Source organism: Desulfatibacillum alkenivorans DSM 16219 (genome assembly GCF_900142135.1).
Classification (GTDB): Bacteria; Desulfobacterota; Desulfobacteria; order Desulfobacterales; family Desulfatibacillaceae; genus Desulfatibacillum; species Desulfatibacillum alkenivorans.
Map to the genome: position 1 here is coordinate 35,321 of NZ_FQZU01000028.1, position 23,998 is coordinate 59,318.

At 56.0% G+C, this 23,998-nt stretch carries 11 protein-coding genes; 8 read left to right on the forward strand and 3 right to left on the reverse strand.

Annotated elements, in window-relative coordinates:
- The first annotated feature begins 12 nt into the window (after positions 1–12).
- The 8 genes from BUE18_RS19065 (at position 13) to radC (ending at position 10,793) form a co-directional block, all read left to right on the forward strand.
- Entirely contained in the window at positions 13–1,809 is a 1,797-nt protein-coding gene (locus BUE18_RS19065; protein WP_073477774.1) for a PAS domain S-box protein, read from the forward strand.
- 350 nt (positions 1,810–2,159) lie between these two features.
- Complete coding sequence (locus BUE18_RS19070; protein WP_073477775.1) at positions 2,160–3,446, forward strand: thiolase family protein; 1,287 nt, start codon at positions 2,160–2,162, stop codon at positions 3,444–3,446.
- Positions 3,447–3,515: 69 nt separating this feature from the next.
- Positions 3,516–3,716 (forward strand): hypothetical protein, encoded by a 201-nt coding sequence (locus BUE18_RS19075; RefSeq protein ID WP_073477776.1) that lies wholly within the window; start codon positions 3,516–3,518, stop codon positions 3,714–3,716.
- Between the two features lie 166 nt (positions 3,717–3,882).
- Positions 3,883–4,590 carry a toxin-antitoxin system YwqK family antitoxin gene (locus BUE18_RS19080; protein ID WP_073477777.1) on the forward strand — a complete coding sequence of 236 codons (708 nt, stop codon included), beginning with the start codon at positions 3,883–3,885 and terminating at the stop codon, positions 4,588–4,590.
- Positions 4,591–4,594: 4 nt separating this feature from the next.
- Positions 4,595–5,665: an AI-2E family transporter gene (locus BUE18_RS19085; protein WP_073477778.1), complete on the forward strand. Its 1,071-nt coding sequence runs from the start codon at positions 4,595–4,597 to the stop codon at positions 5,663–5,665.
- An 848-nt stretch (positions 5,666–6,513) separates the two neighbouring features.
- Complete coding sequence (gene gyrA / locus BUE18_RS19090) at positions 6,514–8,949, forward strand: DNA gyrase subunit A (RefSeq protein WP_073477779.1); 2,436 nt, start codon at positions 6,514–6,516, stop codon at positions 8,947–8,949.
- Between the two features lie 7 nt (positions 8,950–8,956).
- Positions 8,957–10,003 carry an NAD(P)H-dependent glycerol-3-phosphate dehydrogenase gene (locus BUE18_RS19095; protein ID WP_073477780.1) on the forward strand — a complete coding sequence of 349 codons (1,047 nt, stop codon included), beginning with the start codon at positions 8,957–8,959 and terminating at the stop codon, positions 10,001–10,003.
- Positions 9,996–10,793 carry a RadC family protein gene (gene radC, locus BUE18_RS19100; protein ID WP_083611148.1) on the forward strand — a complete coding sequence of 266 codons (798 nt, stop codon included), beginning with the start codon at positions 9,996–9,998 and terminating at the stop codon, positions 10,791–10,793. The genes BUE18_RS19095 and radC overlap by 8 nt, the downstream gene beginning before the upstream one ends.
- A 14-nt stretch (positions 10,794–10,807) precedes the next feature.
- On the opposite strand, the gene BUE18_RS19105 is transcribed toward radC, so the two are convergent.
- The 3 genes from BUE18_RS19105 to BUE18_RS19115 all read right to left on the reverse strand — a co-directional run bounded on the left by BUE18_RS19105 (position 10,808) and on the right by BUE18_RS19115 (position 23,888).
- Positions 10,808–11,635 carry an ankyrin repeat domain-containing protein gene (locus tag BUE18_RS19105; protein WP_073477781.1) on the reverse strand — a complete coding sequence of 276 codons (828 nt, stop codon included), beginning with the start codon at positions 11,633–11,635 and terminating at the stop codon, positions 10,808–10,810.
- Between the two features lie 90 nt (positions 11,636–11,725).
- Entirely contained in the window at positions 11,726–12,787 is a 1,062-nt protein-coding gene (locus BUE18_RS19110) for a LysM peptidoglycan-binding domain-containing protein (RefSeq protein ID WP_073477782.1), read from the reverse strand.
- 91 nt (positions 12,788–12,878) lie between these two features.
- Complete coding sequence (locus tag BUE18_RS19115) at positions 12,879–23,888, reverse strand: Ig-like domain-containing protein (protein WP_073477783.1); 11,010 nt, start codon at positions 23,886–23,888, stop codon at positions 12,879–12,881.
- Between the last annotated feature and the right edge of the window lie 110 nt (positions 23,889–23,998).

Sequence of the window (23,998 nt, forward strand, 5' to 3'; positions counted from 1 at the left end):
ATTCGACTTTTAATGAACAGGATAACCAAAAGTTACATAAAGGTGCTATTCGCCGCGATTGTCATCGGGTTGCTCTTCTGGATTATTGACGGAATCTTTGAGTACATGTTTTTCCATAAAAACCTGTCCTTTCTGGTGCTGGAGGGTCCGGAAACCCTAATGGAATCGCTGGTTTTACAGGTTCCTCCCCATTCCCTTTTCGTTCGGACTTCCTTTTTGATTGCGTGCTTCATTAGCGGGTGCATCGTCGCCGTCTTTCTGGCAAGACGCTTAAAGGCGGAAGAGTCGCTTCGTGAAAGCGAAGCCATGTTCAAAACCCTGATTCGCACCATTCCCGACTTGGTTTGGCTGAAGGATCCCGACGGAAGATATATTGCCTGCAATACCCGGTTTGAAAAGTTTTTCGGGGCCAAGGAAGAAGAGATTATTGGAAAAACCGACCGTGATTTTTTAGGTGAGGAACTGGCGGCTTTTTTTCGCCATTACGACCAGCTAGCCATAGAAAAGGGAAGCCCCAGCGTTAATGAAGAGGAAATCACCTTTGCGGATGACGGCCACAAGGAACTGCTGGAAACCATTAAAACGCCCATGTACCGGGACGACGGCCATTTTGTGGGAGTGCTGGGCATTGGCCGGAATATCACCGAGCGGGTTCAAATGCAGGCCCAAATCTCCCAGGCGCAGAAAATGGAGTCCCTCGGCAGGCTTGCGGGCGGCATAGCCCATGATTATAATAATGTGTCCAGCGTCATTGTCGGCTACTCGGAACTGGGATTGGAAGGCCTTAATCCGGCCGATCCTTTGTACGACTATCTTCAGGAAATCCATAAGGCGGCGCAACGCGCCGCCAACTTCACCAGGCAGCTTCTCGCCTTTGCGCGGCGGCAAACCGCAGCCCCCGTAGTCATCGATCTGAATGACGCCATTGAAAAAATGCTTACCATGCTGCAAAGGCTTATCGGAGAGCACATCACCCTCTCCTGGAGGCCAGGCACGGAAATCTGGCCCCTTAAAATCGACCCTTCGCAAATTGATCAAATTTTGGCCAATCTCTGCATTAACGCCCGGGACGCCATTGCCGACACCGGCCGGATTGCTATCAGCACGGAGAATACCGCCTGCGACGTGAATACCTGCGCCGAAAACACAGATCTCGTTCCCGGCGACTATGTGGCGCTCACAGTCAGCGACGACGGCCAAGGCATAGACCCTGAAACCCTGGACAAAATATTCGATCCTTTTTTCACCACCAAGGAAGTGGGAAAAGGATCCGGGCTCGGACTTTCCACAGTCTACGGCATCGTCAAGCAATACAATGGCTTCATCTGCGTTGACAGCGAGTTAAAACAGGGAACCTCCATCAGGATCTACCTGCCTCGATGCGTTGAAAAGGAACCCCTTGCCAAAAACAGAAACGAGGCCCCCGCTGACCTTCCCCTCGGCCGCGGAGAGCGCATCCTCTTTGTGGAGGATGACGAGCCCATCCTTGAACTGGGGGAAAAAATCCTGACCGGCCTGGGGTATGAAGTCATGTCCTCGCCCAGCCCCCTCCAAGCCCTTGAACTGGCCAAAAGCCGCGGAAAGGAAATCGACCTTTTAGTCACGGATGTGATCATGCCGCAAATGAACGGCCGGGAGCTTGCCGAAACGCTCCAAGGCATGTTCCCCAGCCTCAAGGTTTTATTTATTTCAGGATATACGGCCGACGTCATCGCCCAAAAAGGCGTGGTGGAGGAAGGCGTTCATTTTCTGCCCAAACCCTTCACCAAGGCCGATTTGGCGGCCAAAGTGCGGGAAGCCCTGGATTAGGGCCGGTTAGCCGCATCCAAACCATGTCCTTCCACTCTTTGCGGGCCGCATCGCGTGAAAGCGCTTCCGCGCTTTTTGCCGGATTGCCGCCCCAACGCCGATCATCGGCGCAAGCCCCTGTCCATGATCCAACAGTACCAAATCCGCCCATTATTGCCTTAACTCCCGGAAATTCTAACTTGCCATTGGCCCTGAAATATGGCAAACGTTAACATTTAATAAGCCGCCCGAATTGACCGGCGGATTTTCGGTCGTTGTTCCCGGGCGTGAAGGTTTGGTTTAATTTCTAAAAATTTTGTAATAATCAGCCATGCTCCAGGCTTTCGAGCTGGTTCCAGGAGGTTGTCAACATGAAAGAAGCGGTAATCGTCAGCGGCGCACGGACCGCCATCGGATCTTTTGGCGGCGTATTGAAAAGCGTCCCCGTTATTCAACTGGGAAGCACGGTCATGAAAGAAACCCTCAAAAAGGTCAACCTCAGGCCGGTCCCCAGCGAAGACATGCTTTCCGCAGCCCCGGACGCCCTCAAAGACCAGGGCGTCATCGAACTGGAAGAAAAAGGCATGGATTGGGACGACTCCGCCCAGCCCGTCACCATTGACGAAGTCATCATGGGCAACGTGCTCATCGCGGGACAAGGCCAGAACCCGGCTCGCCAGGCCATGGTCCAGGCGGGCATCTGCAAGGAAACCCCTGCTTTCACCATCAACAAGGTCTGCGCTTCCGGCCTCAAGGCCATCGCCCTGGGCGCGGCTTCCATCATGACCGGCCAGGCCGACGTCATCCTGGCCGGCGGCCAGGAAAGCATGAGCAACGTGCCCATGTCCCTGCCCTCCGCCCGTTGGGGTTACCGCATGGCCATCTCCGGCAAAGGCGAAATCGACGACCTCATGGTCCTGGACGGCCTGTACGAAATCTTTTACGGCTACCACATGGGCGTCACCGCAGAAAACATCGCCTCAAAATACGGCATCACCCGCGAAGAACAGGACGCCCTGGGCGTGCTTTCCCATAATCGCGCCAGAAAAGCCATCACCGACGGCCTGTTCAAAGACGAAATCGTGCCCGTCACCTATATGCAGCGCAAACAGGAAGTGGTTGTGGACACCGACGAACGCCCCATGGACACCAGCATGGAGAAAATGGCCAAGCTGCGTCCCGCGTTCACCAAAGACGGGACGGTCACGGCCGGCAACGCCTCCGGCATCAACGACGGCGCCGCCTCCGTGCTTCTCATGAGCGCGGAAAAGGCTCAGGAGCTGGGCCTGGAGCCCCTGGCGAAAATCAAGGCCTTCGCCTCCGCCGGCATGGACCCCGCCTACATGGGCCTCGGCCCCATCCCGGCGGTCCGCAAGGTGCTGAAAGCCACAGGCATGAGCATCGACGATTTGCAGATGCTGGAAGTGAACGAAGCCTTCGCCTCCCAGGCCATCGCCTGCCTGCGCGAACTAGGCATCGACACGGAAAAGCCCAACGAACTGGGCAGCGGCATTTCTCTGGGCCACCCCATCGGCTGCACAGGCGCCCGCCAGATGGTCACCGCCATTCATCACATGAAGCGCCAGGGCTACAACACGGGCCTCATCACCATGTGCATCGGCGGCGGCATGGGCATGGCCATGATTATTGAAAAATAGTTGTTAAAAACAATCCCGGGGCGCTCCCCGCCCCGGGCCTTGAATCTTTTGACACTCAGGAGAAAGAGCATGAAAAAGAGTTTCTTTGAACGCGTGACCAGGCCCAGGGCTCTCGGCATTCTTATTTTCACCGGCGTTCCGGCGATCATCGGCGGCGGCCTGATCTGGTGGGCAACCGGCCATTCCTACAACCTGGTGGTTCCTTACGAAATCGCCTTGTATGCTATTTCATTGACCATCGCATCCAAAGCGCCGGATCTGGAACACTGATTTTTTAATTCTTTTTCCGGGAATCCGTTCGAATATTTATTGAGGGCGGCATATATGGCCTGAAGCCGGTTTGCTGCCCTTTATATTGGGCCTAAAGGAAAACTTCCGGCGGCTGTAAAGGCTATTTTTCCGTTAGCGCCTGCTTTCTAACTGATTCCAAACGATTATGATGAATTCTTACGAAAAAATTATCCGTTGGCCCCTGTCCTTCCGCATTTGGGAGACGGGCCGGGAGTACGCCAAAGGGCGTATTGAGGACGGCCTGCGCCAGGGCATGTGGACCTTCTGGTACCGCTCGGGCGCCAAGCAGATGGAAGGCGAGTACAAGGACGGCGTGCAGGTCGGCCTTTGGATCAAATGGTGGCCCAACGGACAAGTCGCCACCCAAGGCGCCTTTAAAGACGGCTGGATGCACGGCGAGTGGAACGACTGGTTCGACAACGGTCAAAAAGCCATGCTCAGCCATTGGGACATGGGCCGTCAAACCGGAGTCACCACCATTTGGGACCGGTTCGGCAACGAGGTGAAAACCCAAAAGCACCGGGCGGGCCGGGAGCCCCGGAATTACTACCCGCTCATGAGCAACCGGGACGCCTCCTTCGCCCTGGCCACAGCCCAAAAAATGGGGATGCGGAGAATCTGGGCAAAGATGGTCGGTAAAAAAATCTCCGCCTACCTGGAGCCCTGGCAGTGTACGGTGTGCCTCATGCTCTTTTTGCCGGGCTACGCCCTGTTAAAACCGCATATAGGCTTGTACGCCATCCCCGCAAGCCTTGCGGGAGCGGTGCTCATCACCATTGGCGTGATACTGGGAACCGCCTACCACGACAGCATAACCCGCCCGGATATAGGATTGGGCAAGCCAAAGGATTAGGGCCATGGAACAGGACCGGAAAAGCCACCAGATGATTCTCATTTTTTTCCTGGCCCTGTACATCATTTCCATAGGATTCATGGGGTGGCTGCTCAGGCCCTTTTTCTCCATCCTGGTGCTGGCCTTCGTGGTCACCGGCGTATTCGCCCCGGTTTACCGTCTTTTACTCAAAAAAATGAAGCCGGGCGCAGCCTCCAGCCTCACCTGCGTTATCATATTTCTGGTATTGTTCATCCCCACCCTGCTTTTTGCGGGCATCGTCGTATCCGAAGCCGTGGGGTTTCTCGACATGGTCAACAAAGCAGCCCTGCCGGACCAAATCAGGACCATCATCAACAACAGCACCCTGCTTGAGACCATCAACCAGTATATTGACGATTACGGGATTGAGATTACCGGCGCGGAAATCACGCAAGCCGCCTCCCAGGTGGGCCAGTTTGTGGGCGGGTTTCTCCTGGACTCCGGCAAAGCCGTCGTATCCAATGTTCTCAGCTTTGTGCTTAACTTCCTCTTTATGGTACTGATAATATTCTTTATATTGATAGACGGCGGTAAGCTGGTGGACTATTTGGTGGACATGTCCCCCCTTCCCCAGGATCAGGATGAGAAGCTGGTGGCCAAATTCAAGGATATGTCCGGCGCCGTCATTCTGGGCAACGGCGTGTGCGGCTTGGCCCAAGGGATATTGGGCGGCGCGGTTTTCGCCCTGTTCGGCCTGCCCTCCCCGTTTTTATGGGGCGTGGTCATGGGCATCCTGGCCTTTTTGCCCATTGTGGGCATCGGCGTGGTCTTCCTGCCCGCGGCGATCGTCATGTTCATCCAGGGCAAAATCGCCACGGGCATGTTCTTTATCATCTTCTATTCGATTCTGTCCTTTTCCGTGGAATACGTGATCAAGCCCAAACTTGTGGGAGACCGGGTCCAGATGCATCCCTTGCTGGTCTTTTTGGCCATCATGGGCGGCCTGAAAATCTTCGGCATCCTGGGCGTCATCTACGGCCCCCTCATCGTCACCTTCTTCCTCACCCTGGCCGACATCTACCGCGCCAGCTACAAAGCCATTGTGGAAGCCTAAAGCCCGCGAAAATACCATTTGCATAAAACCCGACGCGGCATGCAATGCCGAAAATAGCATGCGCCAACGGTTTGGAGCCTGAGCCCCCCCAAAGAAATGCACAGGGCGAGTCCTGTCACTATGTTCAAATTCAACCTATCCGGCTTGCTCTCACATTGCAGCGGCGCCCCCGTGTGGGCGCCCTTTAAACGCGCATAGCGCGTTTAGGGACAGGCGCCGGGGGCCTGTCACTACATTCCAATTTATGCGCACCATGCTAAGGTGGCCCAGGCAAGGCAGTTTTTGCCTGGGTCCATAAGGACAAAAGGTGCGGCCTCGTGGGACGTTTAAAACTAATGAATTAGGCCGAAGACGGCATTATAGAAAACCAACCAAAAGTTTTCCCCGTCCCCATGCGCCCGCCAGACATTCCGGGCTTCCAACGTATTTTTTGGACCGCGCCTTTTGTTGCGCCGCAACTCCGGCAGGGTACTGCTCTGCCTAGGGCGCCCAAAGAACGGACAGGCGCCGGGGGCTTGCCGCTAGGCTATTGGCCGGACCTGCCCAACCAAATATCCAGGCCCGGCCCTGACCTCCGGAGGCCCTCCATATTTGCAATCGATCCATCCGGAAATCGGACGCAAAAACCCTATAAAAGGCGCCCTTGGCAAACCTGTTGAAAACCTAAAAAATACCGGCCGTTATCAAGCAGTTCTTTCATGGCGAAAATCCCTTAAAAGCCTTGACTATCGTGGATTTGTCGACTAAAAGTATATATTTCCTCGTACAGGAATCAGGTCTAAAAAAGGGGCCGGAAAATCCTTCCGGCCTCTCTTGTCGAGACAATCTTTCCACTGACAGGAGTAACCATGGATTTGGGAGAAAACATGCTCGAAATAAGCATCGAGAGCGAGATGAAAAAATCGTATCTCGATTACGCCATGAGCGTGATTATAGGCCGCGCCCTGCCGGACGTGCGGGACGGCCTAAAACCGGTTCATCGGCGTGTGCTTTTCACCATGCATGAACAGAAAAACGATTATAACAAGCCGTATAAGAAATCCGCCCGCGTCGTCGGCGACGTCATGGGTAAGTATCACCCCCACGGCGATGCGGCGATATACGATACCATGGTGCGTATGGCCCAGGATTTTTCCCTGCGCTATCCCCTGGTTGACGGCCAGGGCAACTTCGGGTCCATCGACGGCGACCCGCCGGCCGCCATGCGTTATACGGAAGTCCGGATGCAAAAGATGGCCCACGCCATTTTGGAGGATCTGGACAAGGAAACTGTGGATTTCATCCCCAACTACGATGAAACCATACAAGAGCCCACGGTCCTGCCCACGCGGATTCCCAACCTGTTGGTGAACGGTTCCGCCGGCATCGCGGTTGGCATGGCCACCAATATTCCTCCCCACAACCTGGGGGAAATCACGGACGCCCTGTGCGCGCTCATAGAAAATCCCAAGCTGACGCCTGAGGAGATGCTCCAATATGTTCCCGGGCCGGACTTTCCCACGGGCGGCATTATTTACGGCAGGGCCGGCATTCACAGCGCCTATTCAACGGGCCGGGGCATCATCAAGATCCGCGCCCGCATCATGGTGGAAAAGGACAACCGCACCGGCAAGGAAACCCTTGTGGTGACGGAGCTGCCCTACCAGGTGAACAAAGCCAGGGTGATAGAAAAAATCGCCCAGCTCATGAAGGACAAGGTGATAGAAGGCCTGGCCTTTGTGCGGGACGAATCCGACCGGGACGGCATGCGCATAGCCATGGGCTTGAAAAAGGATGAGATGGCTTCCATCATCATCAACAAGCTCTATAAACACACCCAGTTGGAAAACTCCTTCGGCATCATCCTGCTTTCCATCGTCAATAACAAGCCCGAGCTGCTCAATCTCAAGGAAACGCTCCAGTACTTCATCGCCCACCGGAAGGTGGTGGTGATCCGCCGGACCAAATATGAGCTTGCCAAAGCCGAAGCCCGTGCACATATTTTGGAAGGCTACAAGATAGCCATCGATAATCTGGACGAGGTGGTGAAGCTCATCCGGGCAAGCAGCACGCCTTTGGAAGCCCGGGAAGGCCTCATGGCCAGATTTGACCTTACCCAGATTCAGGCCCAGGCCATTCTGGACATGCGCCTGCAAAAGCTCACCGGCCTGGAAATCGAAAAGGTGGAGGAAGAGTATCGGGAATTGATCAAAGCCATCGCCCGGTACAAGGAAATCCTGGCAAGCGACCAACTGGTGCTGGAGATCGTTCGAGACGAATTGCTGGAAGTCAGAGCCGAATATGCGGACGAACGGCGCACGGAAATCGTGGACGACGAAGGGGAAATTACCATCGAAGACATGATCGTGGAAGAAGACATGGTGGTGACCATTTCCCATCGCGGCTACATCAAGCGCAATCCCCTGACCCTGTATCACAGCCAGCGCCGCGGCGGCAAAGGCAAGATCGGTATGGGCACGGGGGAAGAAGATTTCGTCTCTCGTCTTTTCGTGGCTTCCACCCACAACACCCTGCTCTTTTTCACCAACCTGGGCCGGGTGTACTGGAGAAAGGTCTACGAAATTCCCCAGGCCGGCAGGGCCGCCAAGGGCAAGTTCATATCCAACCTGCTCAACCTGGCTCCTGACGAGCAGTTGACCACCGTGCTGGATGTGAAAGAGTTCGAGCCGGGATACAACATTATCATGGCCACCAAAGACGGCATCATCAAAAAAACCGATCTTCTGGCGTACAGCAATCCCAGGTCCAACGGAATCATCGCCCTGAGCCTCGGCGAAGGAGACCAGCTCATCGCAGCCCGCATAAGCGACGGCACCCAAAACGTGTTTTTGGGCTCCGCCTTCGGCAAGTCCATCCGTTTCCACGAATCGGACGTGCGGGCCATGGGCCGTGTTTCCCGGGGAGTCAAGGGCATGACCCTCGCCGCCGGAGACCACCTTGTGGGCATGGAAGTGCTGACCCACGGCAAAACCCTGTTCTCGTGCACGGAAAACGGATTCGGAAAGCGCACGTCCCTGGACGAATACCCGCTGCAGAAACGCGGCGGCAAGGGCGTGATCACCATCCGCACCCACGAGAGGAACGGACACGTGGTTTCCATCCTGGTCGTCTCCAACGACGATGACCTGATGCTCATGACCAACGCGGGCAAAATCATTCGCATGCCCATGGCGGACATCTCGGTGATCAGCAGAAACACCATGGGCGTGCGCCTCATGGGCATGGAGCCGGGAGAAAGGTTGATCGGCGCCCAGCGGCTGGCTGAAAAAGACGAGGAGAAATAACAATCGCATGGCATATACTCTCAACAAAAGCATAGACGAGTTGCAGGTTGCTGTTGTTGGCGGAGGAAGCTGGGGCACGGCCCTGGCCCAGTTATTGGCCTCCAAGGGCTATAAGACCTCTTTGTGGGTTCTGGAGGAAGAAGTCGCCGAGTCCATAGCCAAGGAGCGGGAAAACAAGGTGTTTTTGCCGGACATCAAATTGTCCGAAAACATCACTCCCACCCTGGATCTGGAAGAGGCCCTGAAAGACAAGGACATGATCGTCAGCGTGGTTCCCTCGGAATGGCTGAGGGAAACCGCCCTGAAAATGAAGCCCTTCATCAAGCCGGAAACCCTGGTGGTTTCCGCCACCAAGGGCATTGAAATCGGCACCCGCCTGACCATGTCCGGCATCCTGCGGGAAACCCTGACTCATGTTCCCCGGGAGAATATATGCGTTATTTCCGGACCCAGCTTCGCCAAGGAAGTGGCTAAGGGCATGCCCACGGTGGTTACGGTGGCCGCCTCGGACCCGGACGCGGCGATGACGGTCCAAGAGGCCTTCGCAACGCCTTATTTTCGGGTATACACCAATACGGACCTGCTAGGCGTGGAAGTGGGCGGAGCGGTGAAAAACGTCATGGCCATTGCCTCGGGCATTTGCGAAGGCCTGGGATTCGGCGCCAACACCCGCGCTGCGCTCATCACCCGAGGGTTGAATGAAATGCGCAGGCTGGGCCGCGCCATGGGCGCCAAGCAAAAAACCTTCAGCGGCCTCGCCGGCGTGGGAGACCTTGTTCTTACCTGCACTGCGGATCTCTCGCGCAATTACACCTTTGGAAAGAAAATCGGCCAGGGCATGAAAAGGGAGGAAATCCTCTCCAAAATGCGGATGGTGGCTGAAGGGGTGCGCTCCTCCAAGTCCGTCTACAATCTGGCGATTGAGTTGGACGTGGAAATGCCCATTGTGGAGCAAACCTATAAGGTATTGTACGAAGACGAAGACCCGGCCAAAGCCCTGTTTAATCTCATGACCCGAAAGCTGCGCGACGAACACGACGACCAGTATGGCTAAATGGGAACAAGAGGGATCTGCACCTGAAACGCTAAACGAAGCAGTCCCCAAACTGCGCGCGGCCAACCCCGGAGAGGGGCATCGAGGCAGGCTGAGGGAACGCTTTTTACAAAACGGGCTGGACGGCTTTTTGGATTACGAGGTGGTTGAACTGCTTTTGACCCTGGCGACCCCCAGGAAGGACTGCAAGCAGCAGGCAAAAGCAGCCGTTAACCATTTTGGGTCCCTAAAAGCCGTCCTGGCCGCAGACAAAGACGAGCTGCAAAAAGTCAAAGGCCTCGGCCCTGCCAATATCCTCGGCATTCTCCTCATGCGTGCGGTCGCCAAAAAACACCTGGAGTCCGAAGCCGTTCTGGCCTCCTTGCAAGAGGCGGTCAGCTCATCGGAAGACCTATACAACCTGCTCAACTTTCAGTTCGAAAACAAAAAAAACGAATGTTTTTTCATTGTGTACCTGGACGTCCGAAACCGCATTCTGGACATGGAAACCCCTTTTGAAGGCAGCCTGAATGCAAGCCATGTTTACACCAGGGAGCTCATAGACAAAGCCTTAAAAACCGGCGCCTCCGCCGTGTTGCTGGCCCATAACCACCCATCAGGCGATACAAAGCCTTCCAAAAACGACATCCAACTGACCTACACTCTGTTCACGGCGTTCCGTTCCGTGGAGATTCACCTGCTGGAGCATTTGATCATAGGAAAACAGGGAGAGTACTACTCCTTTGCAGATCACGGTTATTTGGAACGCTTCGCCAGGGAATATGACGCCTCCAGAAAAAAATTCACCTAATCCGGAAAACGACCTTATTCTTGTTTGGCCTTCCGCTCCTCCACGGCGCTTTGCTTTTCCTTCATGGAGTCAACAAAGGGCGGCAGCAAAGGGTGGGCGTAGCGTGCGAGAAACAGGTTGACGATATCGGTATGGCCCAACTGGCTGGCAAACTTGAGGGCGGTCATGCCTTGTTTATCCGGGATGTGAAATTTTGCGTCCTTTTCCAGCAGCAGCTTGGCGATTTCATAATTCCCTTGTATCGAGGCCGCCATTAAGGCGTCCTGCCCCAAGCCCCCTCCCCTATTGTCGACGTCCGCTCCATACTCCAGCAGCATTTTCACCATTTCCAACCGGCCGGCGTTGGCGGCGAAAAACAGCGGCGCCTGATTAAGCTCGTCGTTCAGGTTCGGATCTGCGCCAGCCTCCAGCAGCAACTGTACGATCCTGGGGTCTTTGGAAAAAATGCTGAAATACAAGGGCGTCTGGCCCCTAAGCCCTTGGGCGTTAACAGCCGCGCCGGAAGAAACCAGGGATTGCGCAGCCTGCTCCATGCCTTTGACGGAGGCGACCATCAGCGGCGTTAAACCATGCCTTGGGGGCTGCACATTGACGTTTGCGCCTTGGTCAATGAGCGCAAGGGCGATTTCCTCCTGATCCGCCAAACAGGCCTGGAGCAAGGGCGAATCTCCCGCCTCGTTCGAAGATTCTATATTGCATCCGTTTTCAAGAAGCCGGAGAACTCCTTGTAAATCCCCATTTTGGATGGCTGCGGCCATATCATCGCCGCAGGCCGAAACAGGGGATAACGCAGCCGTGATCAAAATCAGGCTATATAGAAGGATGGTCAGGTTGGTTTTCATGGCAGTCTAATTGACATGTTGCAGATAAGATTAAAAAAGCCCTTTCCAGGGTCGGGAAAGGGCTTTTGAAAATCATGGCGTAATCGCCGGTTAGCGATCAATCAACTCTTGGGTCCTGAATACGGTTCCGACATTGAAGTCCTCTTTGCTTTCAGTGATAAGCACCGTGGAGTTGTTGCTCTGGGCTATCAGCACGATTATCTTGCCCAAGGACTCCTGAAACAGGCCGTCATCCTCAAATAAATCTGATTTGACATTCTGATCATGATAAAGCGAGTACATCTGGCCTTCTTTTAAGCCGTCGTCCGTTCCTTTATTAACGAAAACCACGTCGCCGGCCCCGAAAATCGCCGAATTGTTTTCCTCCATCACAATCCTGCCTTCCATGCCGGGAACTCCAGGCTGAATGACTATGTTGGAAGGAAGGTTGCGATAAGGCATCAATTTATCGCCGACCATGATTGAGCGGTAGGTTTTTTCAATGACCGCTTTCATGGTTCCATTGGATATATGGGTGCAGACAGCCTCGCCAAGGATCCAGTGCTGCGTTCCAATTACGGCTTTACGGAACTTTCCATTGAAGGGATCCTTGACCTTGTCCAAGGGACGCCAGATGGTGAAACGATCGCCTTCAGCGTATTGGTCATCCGTACTTAAGGCAACATAGATGGCGGCGCCTGTGCCTGCCATTTCCCTGCCGTCCTGGGTTTTCCTGATTTCCCCCAAAGAATCCAATTCCGGTTTTCTGATGAAGCCGGCCTTTTCTATGGCTGGATACCAATAAGCCGGCGGAGGGGGAGGCGGTTCCTCCACCACCGGTTCCGGCTCGGGCTCCGGCTCGGGCGGAGGAGGCTCTTCCTTGGGAATGTAAGCCATACCGTCTTCCACATAAATATTGATAACCGTTCCGGGCTCAATCCAATGCGGATTCTTGATATGGGGATTTTGCTTCCATACTTCCGGCCACATGGCCGGAGTGTCGAAGAATTTTTCCGAGATATCCCACAGGGTGTCGCCTTCCTGGACCGTATACTCCAGCCCCTGGCGCCAACCGATATATTCCCCTTCGTCTTGGGAAAAGGCCTGTCCGCAGAACGCGAGGACGCAAGCCAGGATAACAACTACACCAATTTTAATGGGGTTTATACTCATAAGCCGTTCCCTATGGATGAAAAACGATTAACTGCCGCATTTTGCTATGGAACCATCGGCATCCCTTGCGGGAGACCGATGGGTTGCAGGTTTATCGATAAGTGTACGTGAGGGTTTCATTGCCGCCGTTACACCCTGGCGACTCCACAGGTTCCGTGTTGCACGAGGCGCTCTGGGTCAGAATGAATTCCACCTTCACTATGGGATCTCCAAAGTTGATCGTATAGGTAAAGGGTATGTTGGTATCTTCATTCGTGGGATCCCGCCAGGTGCCGCCGGAGATCAAATCGTCACCGTAAGTCTTCAGGGTGATGGTGTCGATCTCTTTGTAGTCGCCTTCCTCCAGTTTGTAGGTCCGCAACATCACGGTCGTGCCGACAATGGGCGGGTTGCCGTTGATATCCTGTACGTAGAAGGTGAATTCCACGGTTCTGGAAGAGTCTCCGACGGCCTTGACTTCCGCCCAATCGGACGTCGTCGTGGGCGTGATTATGCTGGCGCCGCCGATGGCGTACAATGTCTCTGAGGCCTCATTGTATGCCTGGAACCCGACCTCGCCGGAGAACAGGATCACCCTTCTGGTCATGATGGTGTTGTCCAGGCCGTTCTCGCTGGCGCCCCAGTACACATCGCCGGTGGAAAGATCCGTTGTGCCGGTAGTGGTCACGCCGTCCGCAGCCTTGTACAGATGGATGCCCTGGCCGCCTGCGAAAATCGCCTGCGGCGTTCCACCAGGCCCGGGACTATTGGAAAGGGCGATGGTGTGGATGGCGAACAGAGTCTTGTCATCCGGCGGATCGAATTGAGCCAGGCCGGTGGTTGCATCTCTCCAATCGCCGACAGGCAAGCCCGTGAGCGGATCAATGTCCACAACCTTCAGGTTGCCGACTTCATGGTACACGTCGGAGCCTTCATAGTAGATGGTTGCTGCGTAAAGCAGTTCATTGTCCATGTCCACCACTATGTCGGTGACCGAGCTGCCGTCGTCGCGCACCGTGTTGAAGGTAAAGGTGTCGCCGACTTCAAAGTCGATGGCGCCCGGATTGAGGGTGAGTTCCAGATACGGGCAAGTGTAAGCGCCTGCACTGATATCCACGTCAGGCTGCGCGCCGCTTACCGTGCCGACCAGGGAGAATATCCCGGCGCCCGGATTGGCGGTGGTGCATGTCAAGGTCCAGAACTCAGTCACCGAGTCGTCCGTGACGCTCATGTCGCTCAAGGTTCCGTTGCCTATGTTATCCACGTCCGCTTCAGGCGACGTAACCAGCAAGGCGCGATCCAAACCGTCGGTGTAATTATGCCACACTCCGGTTTCGCCTACGGTGTCATACACATAGATCCAAAGCCCTGCGTCCTCGGTGCCGGCGTAGATGATTTCATCGTTGCCGATCTTGGTTCCATCCAGGGTCTTGATGGTGGAGCCTTCGAAGGAGTCTTTCAGGAAGTTCCAGGTCTGGCCGCCGTTCGCAGAGCGATAAACTCCAGTCTGGGTTCCCGCGTAGATCACGGCGGTGGAGCCGCTTCCGTCCACCTTGATGATGTCCCTCACCCACTTGCCGTCGCGAACCTGAGGTCCTGCGTCAGTGCCGGTTACGTCGTTGCTGGTAACGGTAAAGGAAACCAGCGTGGACAGATGGTTGGCTACGTAGGTGATGCTGGTTAAACCAACATGATACAGGTTAAAGTCCACCGAATCGCAGGCATGATATACGCGGTAAGTTATGTTGCCGTCCAATGCAGTGGTGCTCATATTCGCATCCAGGCGAACCTGGGTTTGGTCGATGACCTCTACTATGGAGTAGTTTCCAAGATCTGCTCCGGTGGCTATAACAAAGGCGTCGCCTGCCTCAAATCCGTCGCTTACAAAGGTGGCTTCGCTGGAGCGGACGATGGGGGAGCCGGCCGTGGTCTGAAGGTCTTCCGCCGTGAAAACAGGGCCGCAAACCTGAGTCAACTCCCTATCCAGGGTAATCGAAGATTCCGTGAGATCCACGATGGTGTACACGCCGGCGTCCGAACCGGAGTTGATGGTCACGATGTCGCCGACCTCGTATCCGTCGGTCACGAAGGTTGAACCGGAGGCGTTGATGACAGCCGATCCGTAAACGGAGAATCCGTTGGTCACGTTCGACCAGTAAGAGTTGTCCGAGGCGGTGCTGTATCCGGTCTGCCTGTGGTAAGCCTTGTAAGACACACTGTTTTCATTATGGAACAGCGTGTAGTTAAGGCCCGTTTCTTCCACGACGACCGGAGCGACGTTTTCCTGCAGCAACAGCGTCTTTTCACTCAGCACGCCCAGAATGGAATAGGCGCCCGTGTAAGATCCCGACTCGATGAGCAGGATGTCGTCGGCTTTGAAGCCGTCGGTCAGGAAGGTTGCCGTATCCGAGTAGAAAACAACCTGATTGGAGCCGTTTTTGCGGTACACGCCGTTGTTGTTCTGATCGGGGTTGGCCTTTCCGTAGAACAGCATGTAATCCACGTCATTTGCGGCGGTGGTCATATTCGCGTTTAGCACCAGGGAAGAGGCGCTTGCCAGGCTGACCACGGTGTACGCCCCGAGATCATTCCCGCTGGTGAGAGCGACGTAATACCCCGCTTCAATGAGGTCGTACAGATCCGTATTGGGCAAGGATATGGTAGCCGAGCCGACAGCGGTCTGGGCGTCGTTGCCGGTGATGGGATCTGCGTAGGTTGATGTAAATGCTTTGTCAAGGTAAACCGTGTTGTTGTCCACCACGGTGTTAATAATGTACATTCCGATGTCGTCGCCGGAAGTGATGATGAGTCTGTCGTTTGCTGCAAATCCTTCATCAACAAACTTGGCGGTTGCGGAGGTGAACACCACCTGGCCTGAAATCTGTTGGCCGTCGCTGCCGTCCATAACATCCCCAACCGTAGCGGTGAAGTCAGCATCCAGGGTTAACTGGGTCTCGCTGTCCACACTCTGAATGGAGTATGTTCCGGCATCGTTGCCGCCAAAGATGGTGATGGAGTCTCCGGCTTCAAAGCCTGAGGCGTCAAAGGTCGCTTCGCCGTCCACCAAGACTGCCGAGCCGCCCTGGACCGAAGCTCCGCCCGTGGTGACAGCCCCCGGGGAGGTGTCATGGTTCAAGGCGGTGTTCAACTGGATTTCCGTCTCGCTCACCACGCTGGCCACGGTGTAGGTTCCGGCGTCGTCGCCCGTAGAAATGACGACCGTGTCGCCCGCTCCGAAATCATTGGTCTGGAAGGTGGCGGACGCGGAGGTCAGTATATCGGACCCGTTGGCCGTGACGCCGTCATCAGCCGAGAAAGACTTAAGGGCTGAAGAGAGCCCCGCCTGGACCCAGGTGATATTGGGTTCCGCAGAGCCGTCCAGGGTGTACCAGAGGCCGTTGCTCTGGGTGCCGACCCAGACCCAATCCGAGCCGCCGCCGTCGCAAAGCACCGAGGTGACTTCAGAGTTCCTGTTAAAGCATCCGAACACTTCTTCGGAATTGTTGCTGTTCCATTCGTTACCGCCGCTGAGGCTCCTGTACAAGGCGCCGTCTCCGTTGTAGCCCGTGGCTGCAAACACGGTGTTTGCATCATCGGGATCCACGCACACGTCGTTAACGTAGGGGTCGAGCCACGCTCTTTGCCTGGTGCTTATGCCGCTAGGTATGGACACGTTCGTCCAGGAGGCGCCTCCGTCGTTAGACTTGTAAACGCCGCCCCCGTTGGTGCCGATGTACATATTGGTGTCCGGGCTTGTGGGGCTGAATGCCATGGAGGTAACCTGGGTGGTTCTGCCGCCGTTGGTTGCCTCTGCAGTTACGGACACCCATCCCTGAGTGGGAGCGCTGGCTGTGGAGATCAGCGTGTCGCTGGCCTTGCCTTCACTATCGGTAAAAGCGCTGCCGCTGGCCAGCATGCCCCCGGTGCCGTAGGTGGCGAAGAAAATCGCCGAGCCTTCGGGAATGCGGTTATTGTATTTATCGTTGGCCGTTACTTGCATCAAGTCTTCCAACTGGGTAATCTTGATGCCCGAAATATTGTTGTATTCGGGAGACATGTTCAAGCCTTCGCCAACGGGCGGTCCATTGGTGATGGTCACCTTGGAGGCCGAGATGTTCACGGTCCGGTCGTGGTGATAGGTTGCTTTCACGTTGACCGTTCCGGAAGCCCAGCCGCTCTGCAGAATGGTGCCCACCTGTCCGCTGGAGGTCATCGCAGTGGTGGGAATGACCTGCTCCCCGCCTCCGGCGCCGTCTCCAATTTCGAAGTCAATGATATATCCGTCAGCCACCAGGTCTCCCACGGAGTCCAGGACATTGAACACCAATTGAGAGGTGGTCTGGCCGCCGGTGCCTTTGATGTTAATGGAAGCCGGCAGCGGATAACCGCTCGCCAACTGCAGGAAGGCGGGAGGCGGCTGAATATCGATGATTGCCGACCCGGTGACTTCCACGCCGGAGGTGGTCCACTTGGCGATGACCTCCACGGTTCCGCCCTTGGTTCCGCCGGTGAATACGCAGGAGTTGAACTCATCAAAGTCCGGTGCAGAGGTGTTGCCCGTGGTATGGGACAACTGGCCCATGCTCAGATCGCTGAGAGTGAAGGTAACGGTTTGAGGTACTGTGATCACAGACCCGTCAGCTTTGGCCAAAAGGACGCGGATCTCCGTGGTTTCCTCGCCCGTGCCGAGCAGGGAGTTCTGCTCCACCGATACGCTGACGCTTCCAGGTTCGTATTCCACATCCACTTCTGCCGTCCTGCCGCCGCATTCCGCCTTGATGACCGCGGTTCCCGCATTGCTGTCGGCTGTCAGCTCCACCTGGGCGATGCCGCCGGAAGTGGTGGCGCTGGTTGCGGATAGCTGGCCTCCTCCTGAGAAGATTTCAAAGTTGACGGTTGTTCCGTCCGGGGCTGCTCCGCCGCCTGACAAAGTGATGGTGGCGAAAATCGTAGCCGTGCTGGAGCCGTCAGCCGGCAGGCTGGTGGGATCCACTTCCAGACTCACACTGGCGATGGACGGGCCGGTCAGTTCAATAATGACGTTCCCGGAGTCTCCGCTGGTGGAGGAAGCGTACACCCTGACCTGTGTGCCAGGCACGGAGGCGGGCGCCGTATAGGTGACGCTGGCGATGCCGCCGACCGTTTGTCTGGTCAGGCTGTCCAGGCTGCCGCCGTCCTGAGTCACGGAGAAGGTTATGGTTTCGCCGTCAGCCACCGGGTTGTCGTTGGCGTCAAGCACGGTAGCCTTGATAAGGCTTTGACTTGCGCCGTCGGCGGTCAGACTGCTGGGCGTGGCCGAAACGCTCACCTTTGCGGGAGGTCCGGGTATAAAGGATATGCTGATGCTGTCTCCAATGCCGCCGGCCACGGCATTCACCGTGGCGGTTCCCAAATTGGTGGCCGAGTACAGAAGCACCTTGGCAACGCCGTTCACCGTGGTGACGTCATAGGACGTCTGATTGGCCACAGGCGTTGTGGAGGTGGAGTCATTCAAGGTGCCGGCGCTGGTCGTGAAAGTCACGGTGGTGCCGTCCGGCACGGCGTTTTCGTTGTTATCCAAAACCGTGGCGGTAACCAGGGCGGAAGACGCCCCGTTAGCTACAATTTCCGAAACGCCGGAGGTTAATTCAACCGTTTCCACCGAGGCGGCAACCAGGGCGATATTCCCGGTGGCTGTCGTCCCATTGGAAGTCTTGGCGGTAACGACAGCCTGAGACCCGGCGGGCACGGAAGAAGGCGCCGTGAAGGTCACCGTTGCATAGCCCTGGGAATTGGTCTGGGCCGCCCCAGAGGACAAGGTTCCGTAATCCGCGGTAAAGTTGACCGTAACTCCTTCCACCAGGTTAAAGTTGGCGTCCCTTGCCACAACCTCGACGACGGAGGTGGACTCGCCGTCGGCCGTCAGGTTGGAAGGCGTCAGGGACAAGGACAAGGTGCTGACCTCATCCGCCTTGTAGGTGACGTCCAACTCTCCGCACACGCCCTGGACGCAGGCCGTGATACTATCCACACCCGCGGTTGTGGGGCTGGTCAAAGTAACCGTAGCCTCTCCGTTCACCGTATCTGCGGTCGCAGCGGACAATGTTCCGCTTTGAGACGTAAAGTTGACGGTCACGCCATCGGCGACTGCAGCTCCCGTGGAATCATAGATCTCAGCGGTTATTGTCGTCTCTGCAGTTCCGTTGGCAATCAGGGAGGTGCTGCCCGCGCTTACGAGCACGCTGCCGAAAGTGCGGCTGGGCGAGTAGTAGCCGGACCAGGTGTCGTATACAGGAACGGAGTTCCCGCTGGAATCTGCGCCGTAAGCCAGTGCGTAGATGTAAACCATCTTGTTGCCGGCCGTATAGGTCGGGAACAGGATGGTGTTAACGGCAACGCCGGAAACGCCTTCATTACCCGTAACCCGGCTTCCATTGGTATTTCCGTACTCGGCGTAGCCGATTAGATAATTGTCTGCGCAAACGCCTGCTTCAATTTGCTTGTCCAGAATCAGAGTGTTGGGAGGCGACACGCTGTAAATGGTGTATCCGCCGTTGTAATCGGAGTCATCATCTCCAACAAAGAAGGTGTCGCCGGCGTTGACGCTGCTCACATCCTCCGCCACCACAACCTGCGAACGCGCTCCCGAATCGGACACGGTAAAGCCTGCTCCGCTGACTCTGATTTCATCCAGAAGTCCGAAGTAAACCGCCGTGCCATCCGGAACCGGGCTGCCGAACTTATCGGTTACGACGGCATCCAGCAAGCGGACGGAGTTTTCACCGTAAGTTCCGAAGATCTCGTTGTGGGGGTAGAGATTGACCACCGCGGGATTGCCGGCGCCGATTACGATGTCGGAGTAAGTGGCGACAGCAGACTGTCCGCCCTGGGTGCAGGTGACCTGGATGGACACCGGGCCGGGAGAATAGCCGGAGTTGAAAGTGGCGTAGGCGATGCCGCTGGAAGTGGATTTGAGGGAAGTGGCGCCCACGCCCTCATTTCCGTCGATGTTTTCCTGGTTGTTGGGGCCGTTCAGGATTTTAAACTCTATATTATCCACAATATAGGCCGTGAACGACACTCCGGTTTCCGTTGAGCCAAAGGGATTGGCCCCGGTATTCAGCGTCACTTGGTGCTCGTTGTCGACCGAGTCGATCTCGTAGGATCCCGCGTACTCGCCCGAACTGATGACCAGGTAGTCGCCGGCGTCGTATCCGCTAGTGATAAAAGATGCGGAAGCAGACTGGAAAGTCCTTTCCGTGGCTGAAATCAAACCGTCTCCCGCCGAGTAATAGTCCTGGATGGGGTCTCCGGTTTCATCATAAACCTCGGCTGTGATGATGCAGCTTTCCGCCTTGCCCGAACCCGCAATAAACAGCGCGTCGGTATCCACGGAAAGCACAATCCGTGTGGGCAGGCCAGAAGACGAGCCCGTAGAGCCGTAGGAAATCTGCACGCCGCGATTATTGGGCGCCGGCCTGGTGGGATCTTCGTAACACAGGCCGTCCACACACACGTTGACCGTGCCGGTTTCTATGGTGCCGGTGTTGTTTCCAAGCACGCCGATTTTGGCCACGCCGTTGGCGGTCACTTCGGTTTTGGAGGCGACGACCGTGTACACGCCGTCGTCTTCGGGGCATAACGGATAATCGTCCCAAATCCATCCTCTATCGATGGAAAAAACCACTTCCGTGCCATCAGCCACAAGGTTATTTGTCCTGTCATACACTGTGGCGTACACCCTGGCCGTATCGCCGGGGCAATAATAGGTGTAGGAAGGAATGGTCGAAGGATTGGCGTACGCGTCGATCCGGTAAGGCGCGCCCGGAACAAAGGCCACGGTCATGCTATCCACCAGCGAGGAGGACGTAGCCGTGATAAATGCCGTGGTGCCGGCCGTGGTGCTGCTGGTCAGGGTGGCCTTGGCAATGCCATTATAGGTTTCCGCAGTCACGGAGTTGCCGCCGCCGGACCCGGCTCCTATATAAGTCAAATCTCCTTGCGTGGTGACAAAGGTCACTACCGTGCCGTCTTCTACGGGATTTCCGGCATTATCCGTAAGTTCGGCCCACAAGGAAATATTAGATGTTCCGTCGGCCACCAGTTCCGGCACGTTACCACTGACTTGTGTGCCGTCGATATAAGCGGTGAGAATCAAGGACGAAATGACAAGGTCTTGCAGGACCATTGTTTTGTTGCCTGTAATGCCTTGCCCGCAGGTGGCGGTGATAAGGTAAGTCCCGCCCGTGCTGGAGGCGATATAGGTAACAGTTACGTAGCCGTTTTCGTCCGTAGTGTCGGCAACGGGGACTACTCTTCCGCCGCCGGCTTCCACGGAAAACTGCACCGTTGTGTCAGGCACCGGGTTGGCGTTGGCGTCCAGCACCAATGCCGTCACGTTTGCTGTGCTCTCGCCGTCGGCGACCATATTTGAGGTGGAAAGGGATACGGCGACGCTTGCCGGCGCTCCCGCCACAAAGTCCACGTCCACGGTGCCCGTTACGCCTCCCACGTCCGCCCGGACAGTGGTCGAGCCCACCAACTGGGCGCTGTAGAGTCTAACCGTTGCTATGCCGCCGCTGGTGACGGTGTTATAGGTAGCGGTTCCGCCGTTTCCTACAGTGGCGTCAAGAGTTCCGGAGGTGGTCGTAAACGTGACGGCCACGCCGTCCCCCATAAGATTGTCGTATTGGTCGTAAACCGTGGCGGTAATCGTGGTGTGGGACGCCCCGTCCGCCACAATGGAGTCGCTGGCCGCGGCGACGTTAACATTTGCAGGCTCCGTCTGCAAAACGTTGATGGTCACCGGAGTGTCGCCTTCCACGCTCTGATAGGTGGCTTGCACAGTGTAGCTTCCCGGATTGTCGGAAGGTACGCTGAAGTTGACGGAAGCCATGCCGTTGTTTGTGGTTGCGCTGGAAGAGGACAACACCGTTCCAATGGAGGCGTTGTTGGGATCAAGCGCATAGAAATAAATGGTCGTGCCGTCGGCGACCGGGTTGTGTCCGATGGCCGCCGGTCCGTAATTGTCCGTTACCGAGCATCTTATGGCGATTTCGGCCCCGCTGCCCTGATACGCAGTAATGGACGTGCGTTCAAAGGCGATGTGCGCAGGAGGTCCGGGAATGTAGGTCAGGTCAATGTCTTCGGAAATGCTGTCTACGGTCGCTTCTACGTTTTCAGTCCCAACATAGAGGCTGGATGTCAAAGTGACGGAAGCCTCTCCATTGGAGTTGACTGTGCCCACTCCGCCATTGGACAAGGTTCCGGAAAAAGCCGTGAAATTCACCGTGGTTCCCTGCGGCACAAAGTTGCCGTACTTGTCGGTGACCGTGGCTGTAATGAGGCACGTGTCGAGACCGCTGGCCGTCAACGTGGTTTTGCTGGCTTGCAGGGAGATGTTGGCCGCCTGAGCGGCGACTACCGTAATGTCCACCTGGTTGGATACGATGGTTTCGGAATATTTTCCCAAAATCGAATAAACATCAGGATCCAAAGCCGAAGAGAACGTGGCCTCGACCACGCCGTCGGCGGTTTGCAGGCTGTCCGACGTAATGGGCGACGGAGTCACCGTTGCGTTGCTTGAATCCAGCACCGTAAAGTAGACGGTAGCGCCGTCTTCAACGATATTGCCGAACTGATCCTTGACAACCAGGGTCAAATCAGCGTTGTCCGTTCCGTAGGAGTCCAAGGTGATCGTGTCGGAAGACAAAGCCAGTTGGAAAGGGCTGCCTGGAACAAAGGACAAGGTGATGTCCGTAGCGTCCACTCCGTTGCACTCGGCGCCGACAGTCACTGTCGGCACGGTCTGGTTGGAGCTGGACAAGGTCACCTGGGCTTCACCGTCGGCGTCCGTCACGGCCGAAGCGGCGCTAAGGGTTCCGGCGTCGGTGGTGAAATTGACCGTCGCGCCCACAACAGGCTTATCGTATTCATCCGTCACTTCCACTGTCAGGGTGACGGTATTGCCGCCGACCTCAACCGACGAGGCGGAAGCGCTAAGCGTCACGCCGCTGGTTGCGCCCGTGATGGGATCGATCCAGCTGTAACTTCCGGAAGGAAGCACCGTGACCGTCGTTGCATCGGCGGTGTTTCCGTTGGGATCCAGAACAATGACCTGCAAGGGATTGCCGTCAACCGGCTGAGGCACGTTGGAAATAGTAATGGGATCTAACGAACCCACTTCAATCACCTGATCGCCGACCAGGATGAGATCGCCGGAAGAGGCGTTGATGTCGTCGAGATTGACGCGCAGCGTGCCAGGCTTGACGCCGCTTTCGTCAAAAACGCCGTAAAGACCGCCCTTGGTAATGGGCATATTTCCGGCGACTGAATCGCCGATGGTGTATCCTGTATCTTTCCATGTGTGCGATTCCGGATCAAAATACAGAACCTTTTCGGTAGTCCAGTTGCTCGGGTTGGGCAGAGCCAGGGTTCCGGGGTTGCCGAGACTTCTCAGCATGGCCGGTGAAACATGGACGAGCACGTAAGGCGCCTGCACGCCCAGGGTGGCGTTCAACCCGGTCTCCCTGCTATCCACGCTGGGAAGATCGCACGGCAGAGGCGCGTTGACGTCGTAATTCTCCACCCTGAAATCAGCCTTGTTCACGTTGGCGAGACCGGAAGCGCCAAGCAGCCTGTAGACGCCGCTGATTTGGGCGACCATGGTTAGGGTGGCAAACTCTCCGTTCACGGTATTGGAATTGAGAGTAAAGGCCTCCGTAGCCAAATGCTCCACATAAGGCAAAGTGGCGCCGGGCATAAACAGGAAAAGCTCCATATCGGAGCTGCCGACCGTGAAGTTTTTATAGGATGTTCCGTAGGCGTCGTTGGTGGTGGCGACCACAATGGTGTGATCTCCAGCCTTCAAGTCTTCCGTTTCAAAACTCCCGTCACTCCCATCCGCTTCCACAGGGTTGGAAAACAGCAGTGCTGTGGAGTTTGTAATATCCGCTCCAGTCGCGCCGTAAAAGGTGCCTGCTACTGTGGGATTTTCGACGACGGTTCCGCCGCCGCCGCCATCGTCGCCGCCGCCTCCGCCGGAATCGGATGCGCCGCTCCCCCCCGGGCCGCAGGCAGTAAAGAATAGGAAAATGATCCCCAGCAAAAGCAACAACGCTGAGCGAAGATTGAATTTCTTCATGGGAGTGTCCTCACATTCGGATTGGTGTATACCCTCATGAACCTCCAGCCCCTGGCAATGGCCCTGGATGTCCTGTAAACTTGCATCACTTGAGTGCGCCATAATATGAT

What these genes read in the sequence shown, in the direction of transcription:
- BUE18_RS19075 (WP_073477776.1), top strand. Translation starts at nt 3,516, where the DNA reads ATGAAAAAGAGTTTCTTTGAACGCGTGACCAGGCCCAGGGCTCTCGGC.
- radC (WP_083611148.1), top strand. Translation starts at nt 9,996, where the DNA reads ATGGCTAAATGGGAACAAGAGGGATCTGCACCTGAAACGCTAAACGAA.
- BUE18_RS19105 (WP_073477781.1), bottom strand. Translation starts at nt 11,635, where the DNA reads ATGAAAACCAACCTGACCATCCTTCTATATAGCCTGATTTTGATCACG.
- BUE18_RS19065 (WP_073477774.1), top strand. Translation starts at nt 13, where the DNA reads ATGAACAGGATAACCAAAAGTTACATAAAGGTGCTATTCGCCGCGATT.
- BUE18_RS19070 (WP_073477775.1), top strand. Translation starts at nt 2,160, where the DNA reads ATGAAAGAAGCGGTAATCGTCAGCGGCGCACGGACCGCCATCGGATCT.
- gyrA (WP_073477779.1), top strand. Translation starts at nt 6,514, where the DNA reads ATGGATTTGGGAGAAAACATGCTCGAAATAAGCATCGAGAGCGAGATG.
- BUE18_RS19095 (WP_073477780.1), top strand. Translation starts at nt 8,957, where the DNA reads ATGGCATATACTCTCAACAAAAGCATAGACGAGTTGCAGGTTGCTGTT.
- BUE18_RS19115 (WP_073477783.1), bottom strand. Translation starts at nt 23,888, where the DNA reads ATGAAGAAATTCAATCTTCGCTCAGCGTTGTTGCTTTTGCTGGGGATC.
- BUE18_RS19085 (WP_073477778.1), top strand. Translation starts at nt 4,595, where the DNA reads ATGGAACAGGACCGGAAAAGCCACCAGATGATTCTCATTTTTTTCCTG.
- BUE18_RS19110 (WP_073477782.1), bottom strand. Translation starts at nt 12,787, where the DNA reads ATGAGTATAAACCCCATTAAAATTGGTGTAGTTGTTATCCTGGCTTGC.
- BUE18_RS19080 (WP_073477777.1), top strand. Translation starts at nt 3,883, where the DNA reads ATGATGAATTCTTACGAAAAAATTATCCGTTGGCCCCTGTCCTTCCGC.